The following is a 14,337-nucleotide window of genomic DNA, read 5'->3' as shown; positions in this document are numbered from 1 at the left end:
GGCGTTGGCTTTAATTGAAGGGTGATAGACAAATTCAAATGAGTATTTGAAAGGTGAGAAAATGAAAAAATTAAAAGTATCAGGCTTGTTATGTATTCTATTATCATCTGGCCAGGCCGCTTTTGCGGTTGATGGTACAATACAGTTCACCGGTTCTGTAGTACAAAGTACTTGCCAATTAGCTTTAAATGGCGCTGGTATGTCAAATACAAACGCAACGACAATATCGTTTGACCCGATAGGTACCGAGTCCTTCTCAACTGCAGGAACGTTAGCTGGAGATTCAAAAGTATTGACGTTCACAGTCAGTTCTTGCGGTACTACTAAACCTAATAACCTTGAGGTGATTTATCTGACCGCCGCTGGTGGTGCTGCTCCATCAACCGCAAACACTGTACCTAATACAACAGCGGCAGCATCAGCAACAAATGCCGGTATTGCGATTACCCGTAGTGATGGTACAACGTTTGTCAAATCCGGTGATTTGTTGCCGCTAACCCCTACCGTGCCCCTCAGTTTAGTTGCACAATATGTTTCAACAGCTATCCCTGTTACTCCCGGTAGCTATACAGGAACTGTACAGTTAACAATGACCTATTGAGAAATGGATATGCACTCACATATTCCTTTGGCATTTTTGGGTCTTGCTTTTTTAGCCTCACTTGCATTGCCAAGTGAGGCTGAAGCAACAGTGATTATCAATGGAACACGGGTTGTTATGGATGGTAACAAAAATGAGGCAGTGATTACCGTTCATAACCCTGATGAGGCGGTATATCTAGTGCAATCATGGGTTGAAAAAAAACCCGGTGATACTCAGAAGACGCCTTTCTTTGTAACACCACCGCTTTCACGCATTGACCCTGGTAAAATAAATACATTGCGTATTATTCTCACTGAAAAGTCGCTCCCTGATAGTAAGGAGTCATTGTTCTGGTTGAATATCAAAGCTATTCCGTCGCTGCCTTCTTCTGGGGGGGAAGAACCAGACCAATTGATATTTATAGTGAAGAATGTTCTTAAGGTAATATATCGACCGGCATCGCTTTGGGGGAAAGATACAGAACGGAATCCTGAAAAGCTAGAATGGATTTATAAAAATGAGTTTATAGAGGTTAAAAACCCTACGCCTTTTGTTGTGAGCTTCAATAAGATTGCTGTTGATGGACAGGAGGTGGATGACATTAGCTATATCCTGCCTTTTTCATCCTCAAGAATAAAACTGAGAAAAAATAAAAGGCCTAATATGCTTACTTTTTCAACTGTAAATGATTATGGTGGCGAGAGTGCTACTTATACTCAAAAAATAATTCAACTCCCTTAGGTTGCATAGCGTGCTGAATAATGAAAAGATTAACCTGTAGTGTTTCTCTTGTGCTTTATTTTGTTCCTGTTTGTTATGCTGGATATTCGTTCAAACCTTCAATGCTGGGCAACGTGAACAATGCAGCCAATATAGATCTTTCCTTATTCAGTGATAACATTCTTTTACCCGGTGAGTACAAAGTGGACTTGTACGTTAATGGTAATTACTTAGGCAAAGAGATATTCAATTTTGTTCTGAATGAAAAAAAATTAACTCCGTGCATAACCAAACGGCATCTTGTTAATTTTGGTATTAAAGAGAAAGGGATTAATACGGTAACAATGTTGAATCAATCCTGCATTGATATTCGTTCCCTTCAAGGGGCTGGGGTAACGTTTGATCAGAACAGGTTACAGCTGATGGTCTCTCTCCCTCAGAAATACCTTTCTCGCACCGGCAGAGATGTTTCACCTGCGTCTTACAATCAGGGAGTCAACGCCCTGCTGTTAAATTATAACATCAGTGGGGTAGAAAATATTTCTCATCAGTTGAACAATGCCGGAGGGAATACTTTATTTGCCAATCTCCGTCCCGGTATTAATGCAGGTCCCTGGCGGCTGCGAAACTACACGACATGGCGTCAGGATGATAAGGGTGACGAATGGAATACTGTCTATAACTATGTTCAGCGCGACATTATACCGCTTAAATCACGCCTGTTGTTTGGGGATGGGGTGTCAGGATCAGACGTTTTTGATGGTATTTCGTTTCGAGGCGTGCAGATGAGCTCTGATGAGGGGATGCAGCCAGCAGGGTTGCAAGGGTATGCCCCCGTTGTGCGCGGAATAGCACGAAGCAATGCCGAAGTAGTGATCCGTCAAAACGGTTTTATTATTTATCAGGACGTCGTCCCGCCAGGTGCTTTCGAGATCAACGATCTTCATTCAACAGGATCCGGTGGTGATCTTAATGTCACCGTTAAAGAAAGTGATGGTAGTGAACAGCATTTCATTGTCCCCTTTGCCTCATTACCGGTGCTGATGCGTGAAGGCATGTTTAAATACAACCTGACCTCCGGCCGATTCCGTTCCTATGATTCTTCCGCTGAAAACTTTTATTTTAGCGAAGTATCAGGTAGTTATGGTGCGCCCGGCGGTCTGACTGTTTATGGTGGTATTCAGACCTCTTCCCCTTACACTGCAATCTCAGCAGGAGTTGGCAGCAATCTGGGGGGCGCTGGCGCTGTTTCGGCAGATGTGACTATAGCAAGATCAAAAACAGGCTATGGCGACACAGTAAATGGCCAGTCATTGAGGCTGAGGTACAGTAAAAGTATACCAGAGAGCGGGACATCGTTTTCTGCGGCTAGCTATCGCTACTCAAGTAGCGATTACTATAATATGTCAGAGCTTTTTGATACTTATACAAATGACATGGATTGGGTCAGTCGTCAAAAACGCCGCAACCGGACAGACCTGACGCTGAGTCAGCAACTGTGGAAAAATGCCGGATCCTTAAATCTGAGTGTTGTGAATGAAGATTACTGGAACAGTAATGATGTGTTTCGTGGTTTTCAGGTCGGGTATTATAATAGCTTTAAGACGGCTAATTTTTCTCTGAATTACAGCCGTACATTAAATCAACACCGAGCTAAGGATGACTCATTATCGTTTAACATTTTTATACCGCTAAAACTTACTTCAGGATCTATCGGGTATAATATGATCCGCAACGGTAAAACGCTTGCTCAAAGCGTTGCATTAAATGGTACAACATTAGAGGAGAGGAATCTTAACTGGAGCATACAGCACGATCTGCGTCGCGCCTATACGACCAGCGCAAATTACGATGGCCCTTATGCCATGATGAATTTGGGTTTTTCTGATAATGATTATCAAAGGCGTGTGAATTATTCCATGTCCGGTGGTGTAGTGGCCCATGCTGGCGGTATAACAGCAGGCAAGGTTTTGGGGGAAACGGTAGCACTTGTTGATACCAATGGAGTCAGTGGTATAAGAGTGAGTAACTTCACGGCAATTAAAACGGACCTAAATGGTTATGCTATTGTTCCCTATGTAACACCCTATCGTGAGAATGATATCTACCTTGATGTCCTTTCTGCTAATCAATATGATTTTATTGACTCCGTAAAAAAGGTGATTCCAGCTCGTGCTGCAGTTGTAAAAGCCAATTACAAAGTACAAGGGGGACAACGGGCGCTTTTCACTCTTTCGACTAAAGATGGGTTTGTACCGTTTGGTGCACAAGTTTCTCGGGTAGTGGAAAGTACACCGATAATAGACACGGTTGGGGAGCAGGGGCAGGTATATCTGGCCGGTCTTGATGAGTCTGGTAAGTTGCAGGTGAAGTGGGGCGCTGAGGTGAAAAAAATCTGCTATGTTGATTATTTACTCTCTGAAGATCACCTCAATGCTGGAATTTATTTCCTATCATCAGAATGTCGAAGTTAACATCTGGCTATTGTCACATTAATTATTTTAAGATATAAGGTGATATGGTGATTACATTTTTCAGACTCATCTCTTTATTGTCTCTGTTGGCAATGCCCTGCTTTTCTTATGCCATACAGTGTTCTTGGAATGGCGGGCAGTATAATACTGTTCCAAATAGATATTCGTTTAATCTGTCTGTAAATGTTAATAGCCCGCAAGCTTATAATACAAGTGGTAATAATTTATTGAATCTATCAAATTTTAATAATGTTATTTCCTGCAAGGCAAGCTCAGGGACCGATGCTTTGACTCTCGTTGGTGTCGGGAGTATGGTTGGTAGTACTTGCACAGGGAGCCCAGCAAGCTGTGGCATCAGTGGGTGGGTGATTGGTAGTAGTGGTTCTCCTGTTACTGTCACAGGAGCACTGGGTATGAATACACCTGTTTATACATATAATACTAGTGCGCAAGGAATTCCTTTATATTTTGGCCTATATATGACGCAAGGGAAGTCATTAAATATTGCATCAGGACAATCACTAGGCCAATTTAATTTTGGGGTGACAAATTCTGGGGGAGGTACATCAGTTTTTACTATTAATGCAGTAGCAGGGAATTCGGTAAACTTGAACCTAAATACATGCTCTGTGCCTGTAGTAACAACGGTGACATTGCCTACTGCGATGATAAGTCAGAGTGTTGGGGCCTTTGGAACGCCTGTATCTGTCAATCTCCCTATTGATTGCTCGAACGTAGTAGGAAAACTTTCCCTTAAATTATCTTGGGCAGGAGGGACTAATATTATACCCAATACTGCTACCACTAGCCCGGCAGGAGGTGTGGGTATAATATTAACCACAAACACGAATGTCCAGATAAATAATGGCCTGGTTTTCCCTCTGCAAAATTCCAGTTCAAATAATATCTCTTTCAATGCTGGCTATTATTCATCCGGTGCACAGGCAACGAGTGGGGCTGTACAAGGGACAGCAAATGTTGATATTATTTATAGATGATGCTTCCCAGTGGTAATCAATCATCTAACATTCCTGGGTTTAAAAATCCGCTTTACCCTAGAAGATAGAACTTAAATTGAAAGTGTGTTGGATGATTATTATTCCTTGTCGCAATGACGGATACTCCCATTCCTTACGTTGGTAACGGTTAAATGAGAGCATCCAATCTACTTATGATCACAAATGCTCAAAAATATATCGAGCAAGCTGGTATCTCTACTTAGCGAGCTGTTACATTATTAAACTCATTAATGAGTATTATTAACTTTCCATTTAGTTCACGATCACTTAATGACTGTCTTGCCTGATCGAAGTTTTGATGAAAGCTCGGAATGGCCAGGGAACCTACAAGCTCAGCGCCAAAAAAAGGTGCTGAGCGGGAAGCGATTTCTAATACACTAGCTCCACCACGTGTGCCAGGTGATGTCGAAAGAAAAACAACCGGCTTTTGTTGGAATACCTTGGTTTCAATGCGAGAACACCAATCAAATAAATTCTTATATGCTGCACTATATGAACCATTATGTTCTGCAAAAGAAATTATTACCCCGGTTGAGGATTTTATTTTGTCAATAAATGCTCTGGCGATTGCCGGTTGGCCCAGCTCTCTCTCAATATCCTCGCTAAATAGAGGTAAAGCGAAATCGTTCAGATCCACAATCTCAACGTCTTGCTCAAGAAAAGTTGCTGCATAAATCACAAGTTTTCTATTGATAGACTTGGAACTAGTGCTGGCAGCAAAAGCAAGTATAGTCATTTGTAATGTCCTTAATTAAAAAAGATTTCAATTATCACCTTTGAATATAGGTGTCCTTAAACACATCATATTTAATATAATGTGTTGGCTGTGCTGAATTAATCAGCACATTCTGAGTGTCGGCCTGCGGATCTACATAGTTAGCTATCCTCCTAACGACTTTCTGTATGTATGTTATGTAGCCTGAATTATTTTACACATAGATAATTTTTTCACTGCGCTTAATGTGATTTTAAGCAGGATCTTAACTGACAATAAAGACAACGCGTTATTTTATATCAGCGGCTGCACACACACAGAATATGCCACTTGCTCAACCGCTGGAGTGCTTCGTCAAGCACCTCTTCGGACTGTACCAACGCAATACGTACTTGGCCTGAACCTCCAGGCCCGAAGCCACTACCGGGAGCGACCAGCACACCAGTGGCATTCAGTAAGGCCTCTACAAATTCCATGTCATTTCCTACGAAACCTGGTGGTAATGGAGCCCAAAGAAAGAAAGTGCTTTGCGACGGTGGTATCTGCCAACCTAGTGATGCTGCAGTATCTACAAATCTACGCATGCGTGATGCATAGATGGCGCTGTTACGTGCAGCGATATTTTCCAATTCATCAAGCATCTCTGCCGCTACGCATTGCAGTGGCAAGAAGGTGCCAAAGTCGATGTTAAATTTGGCTGTACGGATTTTTTCTATCAATTTTGGTGCCCCGGCGGCGAAACCGATGCGCCAACCCGCAAGGCCACAGGATTTACTCAGGCTATGAAGCTCCAGCACGCGCGACAGCGCTCCTGAAGCCGGTAATGCCGCACCACTGAGTAAGCTGTTAGGTGTTTGATCGAATCTAATCTCCGCATAGGCTCGATCGATGACAACCCAAAGTCCATGGCGCTCAGCGAAATCCAAGACGCTTTTCAGTTTGCTCGATGATAATTCCACTCCAGTGGGATTGTTCGGCGAACAGATCACTATCACACGTGCATCCTGTAACTGCTCTGAACGAATCGACTCCAGCGCTGGTTGGCCTAATTCGTCGCAGGTAAATAATTCCACGTGTGCGCCTATCAGGCGGGCACAACTTTGATAGACGGTATATGACGGCTCTGGCATAAGCACAGTCTCTCCTGGCTTTAAACAGGCAAGCAGGCTGTAAAATATCCCTTCTTTTGAACCGAGAAGATTGACTACATTGCGGTCTGGATCGAGTAAAACTGGTGCATCAGTTGGTAAAAACCTACGCTGGTAGTAGGCTGTGAAGCGCTCGCGCAAATAGCGGCATATATCGTAACGGAACTCGCCATAGCCGTGCAGATCGTTACGGCTGACAAAGTGTTGCAGGCGCTCGCGCCATTGTAATTCCGGTGCAATGTCGGGGTTGCCAATCGACAGGTCCAATAGTGGAACTCCGACGAAGTCAGATGCATTCTGTTTCGAACGGTAGCCTTCTACCATGGCTTTGAGTAGGGTGAAAGCGTCGGGGGGCATAGTATTGTTCAAGGGAGGCATGGTTACTGTTCTCATATCAGCGGATCGGTTTTTCGAACGATGTTCTGGCAACGTTGCGAGGCTGTGCGCGTAAACGAGTCTGGAAGTCATGGAATTGCGCGGCAATCAATGCCACGGTTTCGTCCCATACTTGATCACTATGTTGTTGCATCGGATAAAGAAGAAAGCCGCAGATAATAGTTTTAGGATCATTGTTAACGGGATAACCCGGTACGATACTAAAGTGCGGTAGGTCGTAACCCGCATTGACACGATCCCAGCATTCCTGCATAAAAAGCATTGCAAGATCTTGGTAGGAAGAAGCCAAAGCGATTAGCTCTGAATCAAATGGAGCCTCAAAAACTACTTCCCATCCTAGGCTCGAATGGTTAAGTACACGGAACAGACCGTGGCGTTCGAGAGCATCTGCCAGTGAGTTACGAGCCTCGTGCAGACTGGCAAGATAAGTGGCGTAGCCATGACGGCCAAGCTGATTAAGATTGACCCATGCTGCCAGAATACCTTGGTTTGGCCGCGAATTTTCAAAGGTGTAGCGGTAGGCTCGAAACTGACCATAATGAAAATCTTTGTTGCTATAGTGATAGTTTCCGTCGCCGAGCTCGTCCATGAAGCGGTGGTCTCGGGCCACAAAGAAGCTACTCGCGTAGGGACACAGGCCATTCTTGTGGAAATCCACACCGAGTGAATCAAAATTACTTAGACTGTGCATACGTTGTAGCACTTCGGTAATACGTGCTCTGGTTCGTATATCAGGAACTAATTTACACAATAGCTCATGATTGGCATCAAGGAGGCTCAGATATAGCCAGCCAATAACACTGTCCAGATGCAGATAGGGACGTTCCTGCAAATTATGTTTTCGTGCGAACGCCTCGACGATTTCGTGTACTTCACGAGTGTCTTCACAGTTGAAGTTGATTGTGGTTCCACCAGAACACACGATCGCTGCGACCCTGCGCCCGTTAGCATGCTGCTCGTGAAGTAGGTGTTGTAAGGCATGGCCGCACATGCGTCCATTAGCGTTACTGGGGATACGCAGGCAGTTGTTTGAACCTAGCCCGAGTAGGCTGGCAGCATGCTCTACACAGTAATGTGCTCCTTCACTGCATAGAATAATCAGGTCATGTGGCAAACCACTAAGTAGCGATTCTGGCGCAATACGACTCAGTGCTGACTTAATTGCGTACATAATAGTGAATTTACCACCGTTGCAGGCTATTCCCATAGCCTGTGTCCAGCCAGCCCAGCGTCCTATACGCCGCGCTATTTGTTGTTCGATCAATAATGCTTCGCCACAAAATGCGTCCATCAGGCTGTTTGTATTGTAGGCTGTAGCGAGCCAAGCAGCTGCGGTAGCTTCCACACTGGGGGCTGGAAGCATGTTAAATAAAGCGTGTTTTGACTGCGGGCGGATAGCACCTCGAAAGTAGCGTGCTACTTCGTTAAGTAATTTGGCGTCGTCAAGAGGGACCTCATTTTCTTCATGCGCGAGTACATCAAAATAAGAGAAGGGTCGTGCGGGGTACTTTGGACCAAGATTGATGAGTGCATTGGGGGCAAAATTTAGTTCGGGTAGCATTATTTGGTCTGAACGAGCAAATTGCTGCACATGCAGGTCTAATTTCCGTGTATAGTCAATCAGAGACTGCAAGCGCTTTGGTTCATCTGGTGTAGACTGCTGGCTTAGATTTTTTAGCATATTCAGAGTAATTTCATTTTTTATTATGGAGTTAATGTGTTTCTGTCGCATTAAGGTTTCTTCGGTAACAAGGCAATTAAAATAGAGTTAGAATAATTAGGTGAATACATGTGCGCTGAAATCTGATTTACTTAATACGCTTTTCCAGGCTAAATTTATTTTGACATACTTAATTTTCATGGTTCCTGAAGTTGCCGCAATCGTAATAATCTATGAGTTTTCCGGTGTCTTTAACACTGATTAAAAATCTCTCTAGGTTTAGAAGGTCATGTAATACTGATGGGTCATTTGTGGAGTTAATTAACTTTCCGCATGTTTTTATCTGGTAATGTATACCGAAGGAATGATGAAGCAATGCATTCTCAACCATTCTAAGCCTTCTTATTTCAATCAAAAGCTCATCAATCTCGTTATATCTCATGGTTTTCATATTCCTTAAAAGAGTGCGTATCATTAGAATTTTTTTGGCAGTTTATTCAAACTTAATAGTTTTCCTCTTTTAGTCTTTATATACCCACCTCTTTCTAGCTCTCTAATAACTTTAGATATCGAGCTTCTGGATATTTTATTCCTTTCTTTTATATAACCGAATATAGAAATATTGTATTTTTCATTTCCCTCAAGAGAGTTAATGTCCTCTAGACATTTTTTTATGCAATCGTAAACTGAACTACATATAACGCTTTCATCTCTAATTTGGTATATGTCAATTAATTTTGCACAAATATTTGTCATAACTTCCGGTGGAACGTTTTGGTAAAAAAGATCGAAATCAACAGTTTTTAATACACTTTCAGATAGTGGCTTTATATACAAGTTTGTTTTGTTAAAGATAGCCTCATGAATACCAAAAACAAAAGGGGCTTTTATCTCACTGATGATTATGTCATCAGTCATTCTTTTCAAAAGGACGCTACCGCTTAAGAGCAGTATTGCACTTTTCTTTCCATCTCTAATATAATGAGTGGGTATTTTACCCTGAATTATATGGAGCTCATTCACTAAGAGTTTTTGGAAAACCATCGCCAAGTTTTTTGATAACATTTTCCAAGTCTGCCCGCAATTTGTACTCAAAAAAATGTAAATCTATTATCACCTACAAAAATCAATCAGTCAAGGGTGATTGATTGATTTTTTGCTGCTGTAAAACTGCAAGCATTGGTTGAAAAGCTCTACTAAGGGTCATGTTGTTTTTATTTAAGGTGATGAAAACAAAGAGTTGTAGTTTGAAATCCTAATTTTAATAGCTGATTATTGGAAGGGGTATTGTATTTGCAACGCAATTTCAGGATGTAAGCGATGCTGGGAATTTTAATCGGACAATCTCATTTCAGGCTTCAGTTCGTACGTAGGTTTGCTGGCGTTACCGGTTGCGTTGATTGTATTTAATTCATTGTTTTTATTGTATTAAAAGTGCTTTTTTTGATGTTCTTGAAGAATGAGAAGTGGTTATGATTTGCAAAAGTATGTTGACATTTAGTATTATTATAGTTTATAATCAGTCTTGATTGATTGATTGATTTAGGGTTTTGAATAGTGGTGCTTTACTACTCAGCCTGATTTGATTTCATTATTTATTTTATATTATAATTGAATATTCACGCGATTGAGGCTTGTTTATTTTTTTGGGAATATAAATCTATATAGTGGACACATGGGTGAAATATCCTGCTGTTGTGAGAGGGAGTAAAAGTGATACTAATTATTTATGCGCATCCTTACCCTCGGTATTCTCGAGCCAATGAGAATCTTCTAGAGGCTGTCAAAGATATTGATGATGTGGAAATTCGTAGTTTATATGACATTTATCCAGACTTCAATATTGATATCAAAGCTGAGCAGCATGCTTTGGCGTCAGCCGATATTATCGTATTACAACATCCTATGCAGTGGTATAGTTTACCACCGCTGCTTAAGCTTTGGATCGATAAAGTATTAGAGTACGGTTGGGCTTATGGCCATGGTGGCAACGCACTGTTAAATAAGTGGTTGCTTTGGGCTGTCACTAGTGGTGGTGCTCGAGAGCATTTCGCCATCGGCGAATATCCACATTTTGATGCGTTGGCACAACCGCTTCAGGCTACGGCTATTTATTGCGGCATGAAATGGCTTCCACCTTTTTCAGTACATAATACATATTGTTCTGATGATAATGCCCTTGCTAAGAATAGCGAAGCCTACAGGAATTTATTGTTGAATTACCAGTCATCTTATACTGGGGATGCTCATCGGGAAGAAAATTATGGATAATCACACGATGATGACCGAGGGCTTGATCTACTTGGGGGCTGCGGTACTTTTTGTGCCTATTGCGGTTCGTTTCGGATTAGGTTCTGTTTTGGGCTATCTGATAGCAGGATGTATTATTGGCCCATGGGGGTTCGGGTTTGTTTCGCATGCTGAGTCCATCCTTACCTTCGCCGAAATTGGCGTTGTGCTTATGCTGTTTATTATCGGTCTGGAATTAGACCCACAGCGTTTATGGAAATTACGAGCATCCGTTTTTGGTGGTGGTAGCCTGCAGATGCTTTGCTGTGGTGCTTCACTTAGTGTTTTCTGTTATTTGCTTGGTCTTGACTGGAATGTTGCGCTTCTGATCGGTCTTACCTTAGGCCTGTCTTCTACAGCTATTGCGATGCAAGCAATGGGGGAACGTAATTTGACACCTTTGCCGGTTGGTCGTAGTGCTTTTTCGGTACTTTTATTCCAGGATATCGCAGCTATTCCACTGGTTGCCATGATCCCTCTTTTGGTGAGTAGTCCTGGGGAAACAACGCTGAGTGCTTTTATTTTGTCTGCGGCAAAGGTGTTCGGGGCTCTGACTCTTGCATTGTTACTTGGGCGTTATGTCACTCGTCCGTTGCTGCGATTTGTCGCACGTTCAGGTATGCGTGAGGTTTTCAGCGCCGTCGCACTGTTTTTGGTTTTCGGTTTTGGCATTCTTCTGGAAATGTCCGGCTTGTCGATGGCAATGGGAGCATTCCTGGCTGGTGTGCTGTTGGCTAGCTCAGAATATCGCCATGCACTTGAAAGTGATATCCAGCCGTTCAAAGGTCTTTTGTTGGGGCTTTTCTTTATCGGTGTCGGGATGTCGATCGATTTTGGGATTTTGTTTCAAGATCCTTCATTGATCGCTTTGTTGCTTATTGGCTTTATGCTGTTGAAAGCGATGATGCTTTTGCTGATATCGCCTGTGCTTAAGGTGGCTAAGCGTCAGCGCGGACTCTTTACCATTTTACTGGGACAGGGGAGTGAATTTGCGTTTGTGATATTTGGTACAGCGCAATTGGCGGGGGTATTATCTCTAGAATGGGGAAAATCATTGACTCTCGTGATTGCTCTATCTATGGTTATCACTCCACTATTATTAATTCTATATACACGGCTAGAGAGTCGCGTCAAAAAAGACGATCGACCTGATGATGTGATCGATGAAGAAAATGCCAGTGTGATTATTGCAGGATTTGGCCGCTTTGGTCAGATCGCGGGGCGTTTTTTGTTAGCTAATGGTGTACGTGCAATCATACTGGATCACGATCCTGACCACATTGAAACCTTGCGTAAGTTTGATATTAAAGTCTTTTATGGTGACACAACACGTCTTGAACTGTTAGAAGCAGCAGGTGCTGTACAAGCCAAAATATTGATCAATGCGATTGATGATGTCGGTGCGAACTTACAATTGACAGAGTTGGTTAAAGATAATTACCCACATATGAAAGTTATCGCTCGGGCACGTGATGCTGACCATTGGTATCAGTTACGCAAGTTGGGGGTAGAAAATCCAGAGCGTGAAACTTTTGAAAGTTCGATGCTTCTTGGTAGAAAAGCGCTAGAGCTCATGGGCCTAGATCCTTATGAAGCCCGAGAGAGGGCAGATATATTCCGTCGTTATAATCTTAAAATGTTAGAAGAAACACTTGATAACTATGAAGATAATGAACTGCGAATAACAACGTTTAAAAGAACAAAGGACTTACTTTCTGCAGCGCTAGAACAGGATCACGCTGGCCTCGTCAGCGCACAACGAACTGGTTGGAAAGGAACGGTAGAAAGTAAGTCATCATAGTCTGACTCTTTAGTATTTAGTCATCACTGATTATAGAAGGATGAAATAATGAAGTTATATTACTCTCCTGGAGCTTGTTCACTTGCTGTTCATATTATGCTCGAGTGGATGAATAAGCCTTACGAGCTTATTTTGGCTAATAAAAATGATCCTGCCTTTAAAGCTGCTAACCCGATGCTTGCGGTACCTACTTTGGCAGAAACTTCCATCGGGACTTTAAATCAATGCGGAGCTATTTTACGCTACTTGGCAAGCTTTCCAGAGGGCCAGGTTTTTGCCGCCAATCCTAATGATCCTGCAGATATCTATGAGTTCGATCGTTGGGAGTGTTTTTTTACAGGAGATGTGCACCCCAGTTTCTATCCATTTTTTTCACCCCAGCGTTATATCATGGATAGTGATGATGATGCATATGAAAAAGTTATATCAGCCTCAGTGCTTTTAGTCGAACGTACATTTCAGATCCTGAATACACATCTGGAAAATCATGAGTTTATCGTAGGTGGGCACCTGAGTATCATAGATGCTTATGCAACGCCAATGCTTCGATGGGCTAAGCATGGAATGCCAGAAAAATTTAAAACATACTCTAGTATCGAGAGACACTATAATATGATGTGCTCGGACAGAAAGATCATTATGGCAATGCAACAGCAGGGTATTGAAGCATAAGTTAATTACACAACAATTAAGCTATGGTAAACCCCATTCTTTAATTTTAATAAGGGAAGTGACCTTGTTTTTACAGCATATAACACTTCCTTATTTTATATAAATTGAAATATAATCTGTTTTTTCGGAAATGTAATTATCTATCATGCGAGGTTTTATAATACTATTATTCACTAAATACACATTAAGTCATGCGTTGCTATATTCTTTTTCAATTTGGTTGTTATTTCTGATTTTTATTTCAAATGTAAATTTATCAACCTTACTATATTAAGGAGTGGAAGGTGTATACTTTATTGGTTAGTGACGATTATTATTACGCATATGGCTTTAAAAAGAAACGTAACATGAAGAATTTGAAACATGTAAGCTTCCAAAATTACAAACTTAATGAGTCTAATACTAAAGATTTATCTAACTTGATTTTACACGTCACCTCTGTAGAACAATTAACTTATTTAAAGAGCATGCGTTGTGGCATAACTACCGTTTTATATAATGATAAATTTAAGAATATTATTAATTTAATTCCAGTTCTAGGGAGCTTCATTATTATTAGTGATAGATATTATTCGGGGGTAAATGATCCTGAAGATAAGCATAACGCAATTTTTTATAGTAATAAATTAACGTGGCGAGAGGTTTCAATAATGCAACTTTACTGCAATGGTTTCAGCACGAATGATATTTCTATGGTTACACGGAGAAATGCTAAAACGATCAGTTCTATGAAGTATTCGATATGTAAAAAGCTTGGTATTGATAGAAGTAAAAAATTCAAAGACTTTATCTCAAAACTATCCTGGTAATAGAGTTTTTTGGGAGTAATACTCTGAGATGCATTTGAAAAAATGGAAAAC

13 protein-coding genes are annotated in these 14,337 nt (G+C 41.6%); 8 read left to right on the top strand and 5 right to left on the bottom strand.

Annotated features, from left to right (window positions below; translation table 11 throughout):
* Positions 1 to 61 precede the first annotated feature (61 nt).
* From KGP26_RS23650 to KGP26_RS23635, 4 genes are read left to right on the top strand one after another with little or no spacing between them, the layout of a single operon-like run.
* Complete coding sequence (locus KGP26_RS23650; RefSeq protein ID WP_223498370.1) at positions 62 to 601, top strand: fimbrial protein; 540 nt, start codon at positions 62 to 64, stop codon at positions 599 to 601.
* Positions 602 to 610: 9 nt separating this feature from the next.
* Entirely contained in the window at positions 611 to 1,324 is a 714-nt protein-coding gene (locus KGP26_RS23645; protein ID WP_223498369.1) for a molecular chaperone, read from the top strand.
* A gap of 20 nt (positions 1,325 to 1,344) precedes the next feature.
* Positions 1,345 to 3,777 carry a fimbria/pilus outer membrane usher protein gene (locus KGP26_RS23640; RefSeq protein WP_223498368.1) on the top strand — a complete coding sequence of 811 codons (2,433 nt, stop codon included), beginning with the start codon at positions 1,345 to 1,347 and terminating at the stop codon, positions 3,775 to 3,777.
* Between the two features lie 44 nt (positions 3,778 to 3,821).
* The gene (locus tag KGP26_RS23635) at positions 3,822 to 4,775 is read left to right on the top strand and encodes a fimbrial protein (protein WP_223498367.1); all 954 of its coding nucleotides are present in this window, start codon (positions 3,822 to 3,824) and stop codon (positions 4,773 to 4,775) included.
* 220 nt (positions 4,776 to 4,995) lie between these two features.
* Here KGP26_RS23635 and KGP26_RS23630 read toward each other — a convergent pair whose 3' ends face one another.
* The 5 genes from KGP26_RS23630 to KGP26_RS23610 form a co-directional block, all read right to left on the bottom strand.
* Entirely contained in the window at positions 4,996 to 5,532 is a 537-nt protein-coding gene (locus tag KGP26_RS23630; protein WP_223498366.1) for an NADPH-dependent FMN reductase, read from the bottom strand.
* Positions 5,533 to 5,810: 278 nt separating this feature from the next.
* Entirely contained in the window at positions 5,811 to 7,052 is a 1,242-nt protein-coding gene (locus tag KGP26_RS23625; RefSeq protein ID WP_223498365.1) for a pyridoxal phosphate-dependent aminotransferase, read from the bottom strand.
* A gap of 1 nt (position 7,053) precedes the next feature.
* Positions 7,054 to 8,787, bottom strand: coding sequence for a pyridoxal-dependent decarboxylase (locus KGP26_RS23620; protein WP_223498364.1), 1,734 nt, complete (start codon positions 8,785 to 8,787; stop codon positions 7,054 to 7,056).
* A 118-nt stretch (positions 8,788 to 8,905) separates the two neighbouring features.
* Positions 8,906 to 9,157: a hypothetical protein gene (locus tag KGP26_RS23615; protein WP_024530851.1), complete on the bottom strand. Its 252-nt coding sequence runs from the start codon at positions 9,155 to 9,157 to the stop codon at positions 8,906 to 8,908.
* A 32-nt stretch (positions 9,158 to 9,189) separates the two neighbouring features.
* Positions 9,190 to 9,780, bottom strand: a complete 591-nt coding sequence (locus tag KGP26_RS23610) for a helix-turn-helix domain-containing protein (protein ID WP_223498363.1) — start codon at positions 9,778 to 9,780, stop codon at positions 9,190 to 9,192.
* Positions 9,781 to 10,428: 648 nt separating this feature from the next.
* Between KGP26_RS23610 and kefF the strand changes: the two genes are divergently transcribed.
* The 4 genes from kefF (at position 10,429) to KGP26_RS23590 (ending at position 14,286) form a co-directional block, all read left to right on the top strand.
* Positions 10,429 to 10,986, top strand: a complete 558-nt coding sequence (gene kefF / locus KGP26_RS23605) for a glutathione-regulated potassium-efflux system oxidoreductase KefF (protein WP_024530853.1) — start codon at positions 10,429 to 10,431, stop codon at positions 10,984 to 10,986.
* Positions 10,979 to 12,805 carry a glutathione-regulated potassium-efflux system protein KefC gene (gene kefC / locus KGP26_RS23600; RefSeq protein WP_223498362.1) on the top strand — a complete coding sequence of 609 codons (1,827 nt, stop codon included), beginning with the start codon at positions 10,979 to 10,981 and terminating at the stop codon, positions 12,803 to 12,805. The genes kefF and kefC overlap by 8 nt, the downstream gene beginning before the upstream one ends.
* A gap of 48 nt (positions 12,806 to 12,853) precedes the next feature.
* Positions 12,854 to 13,477, top strand: coding sequence for a glutathione S-transferase family protein (locus KGP26_RS23595; RefSeq protein WP_024530854.1), 624 nt, complete (start codon positions 12,854 to 12,856; stop codon positions 13,475 to 13,477).
* Between the two features lie 284 nt (positions 13,478 to 13,761).
* Positions 13,762 to 14,286, top strand: a complete 525-nt coding sequence (locus KGP26_RS23590; RefSeq protein ID WP_223498361.1) for a LuxR C-terminal-related transcriptional regulator — start codon at positions 13,762 to 13,764, stop codon at positions 14,284 to 14,286.
* Positions 14,287 to 14,337 lie beyond the last annotated feature (51 nt).

The sequence above is a fragment of the Serratia sp. JSRIV002 genome (assembly GCF_019968725.1).
Lineage (GTDB): Bacteria > Pseudomonadota > Gammaproteobacteria > Enterobacterales > Enterobacteriaceae > Chania > Chania fonticola_B.
This window is presented reverse-complemented; position numbering and strand designations above follow the sequence as displayed.

Bases quoted from the DNA above. Each gene is read 5' to 3' on its own strand.
- KGP26_RS23650 (WP_223498370.1), top strand. From the start codon at position 62: ATGAAAAAATTAAAAGTATCAGGCTTGTTATGTATTCTATTATCATCT.
- KGP26_RS23645 (WP_223498369.1), top strand. From the start codon at position 611: ATGCACTCACATATTCCTTTGGCATTTTTGGGTCTTGCTTTTTTAGCC.
- KGP26_RS23640 (WP_223498368.1), top strand. From the start codon at position 1,345: ATGAAAAGATTAACCTGTAGTGTTTCTCTTGTGCTTTATTTTGTTCCT.
- KGP26_RS23635 (WP_223498367.1), top strand. From the start codon at position 3,822: ATGGTGATTACATTTTTCAGACTCATCTCTTTATTGTCTCTGTTGGCA.
- KGP26_RS23630 (WP_223498366.1), bottom strand. From the start codon at position 5,532: ATGACTATACTTGCTTTTGCTGCCAGCACTAGTTCCAAGTCTATCAAT.
- KGP26_RS23625 (WP_223498365.1), bottom strand. From the start codon at position 7,052: ATGAGAACAGTAACCATGCCTCCCTTGAACAATACTATGCCCCCCGAC.
- KGP26_RS23620 (WP_223498364.1), bottom strand. From the start codon at position 8,787: ATGCGACAGAAACACATTAACTCCATAATAAAAAATGAAATTACTCTG.
- KGP26_RS23615 (WP_024530851.1), bottom strand. From the start codon at position 9,157: ATGAGATATAACGAGATTGATGAGCTTTTGATTGAAATAAGAAGGCTT.
- KGP26_RS23610 (WP_223498363.1), bottom strand. From the start codon at position 9,780: ATGTTATCAAAAAACTTGGCGATGGTTTTCCAAAAACTCTTAGTGAAT.
- kefC (WP_223498362.1), top strand. From the start codon at position 10,979: ATGGATAATCACACGATGATGACCGAGGGCTTGATCTACTTGGGGGCT.
- KGP26_RS23595 (WP_024530854.1), top strand. From the start codon at position 12,854: ATGAAGTTATATTACTCTCCTGGAGCTTGTTCACTTGCTGTTCATATT.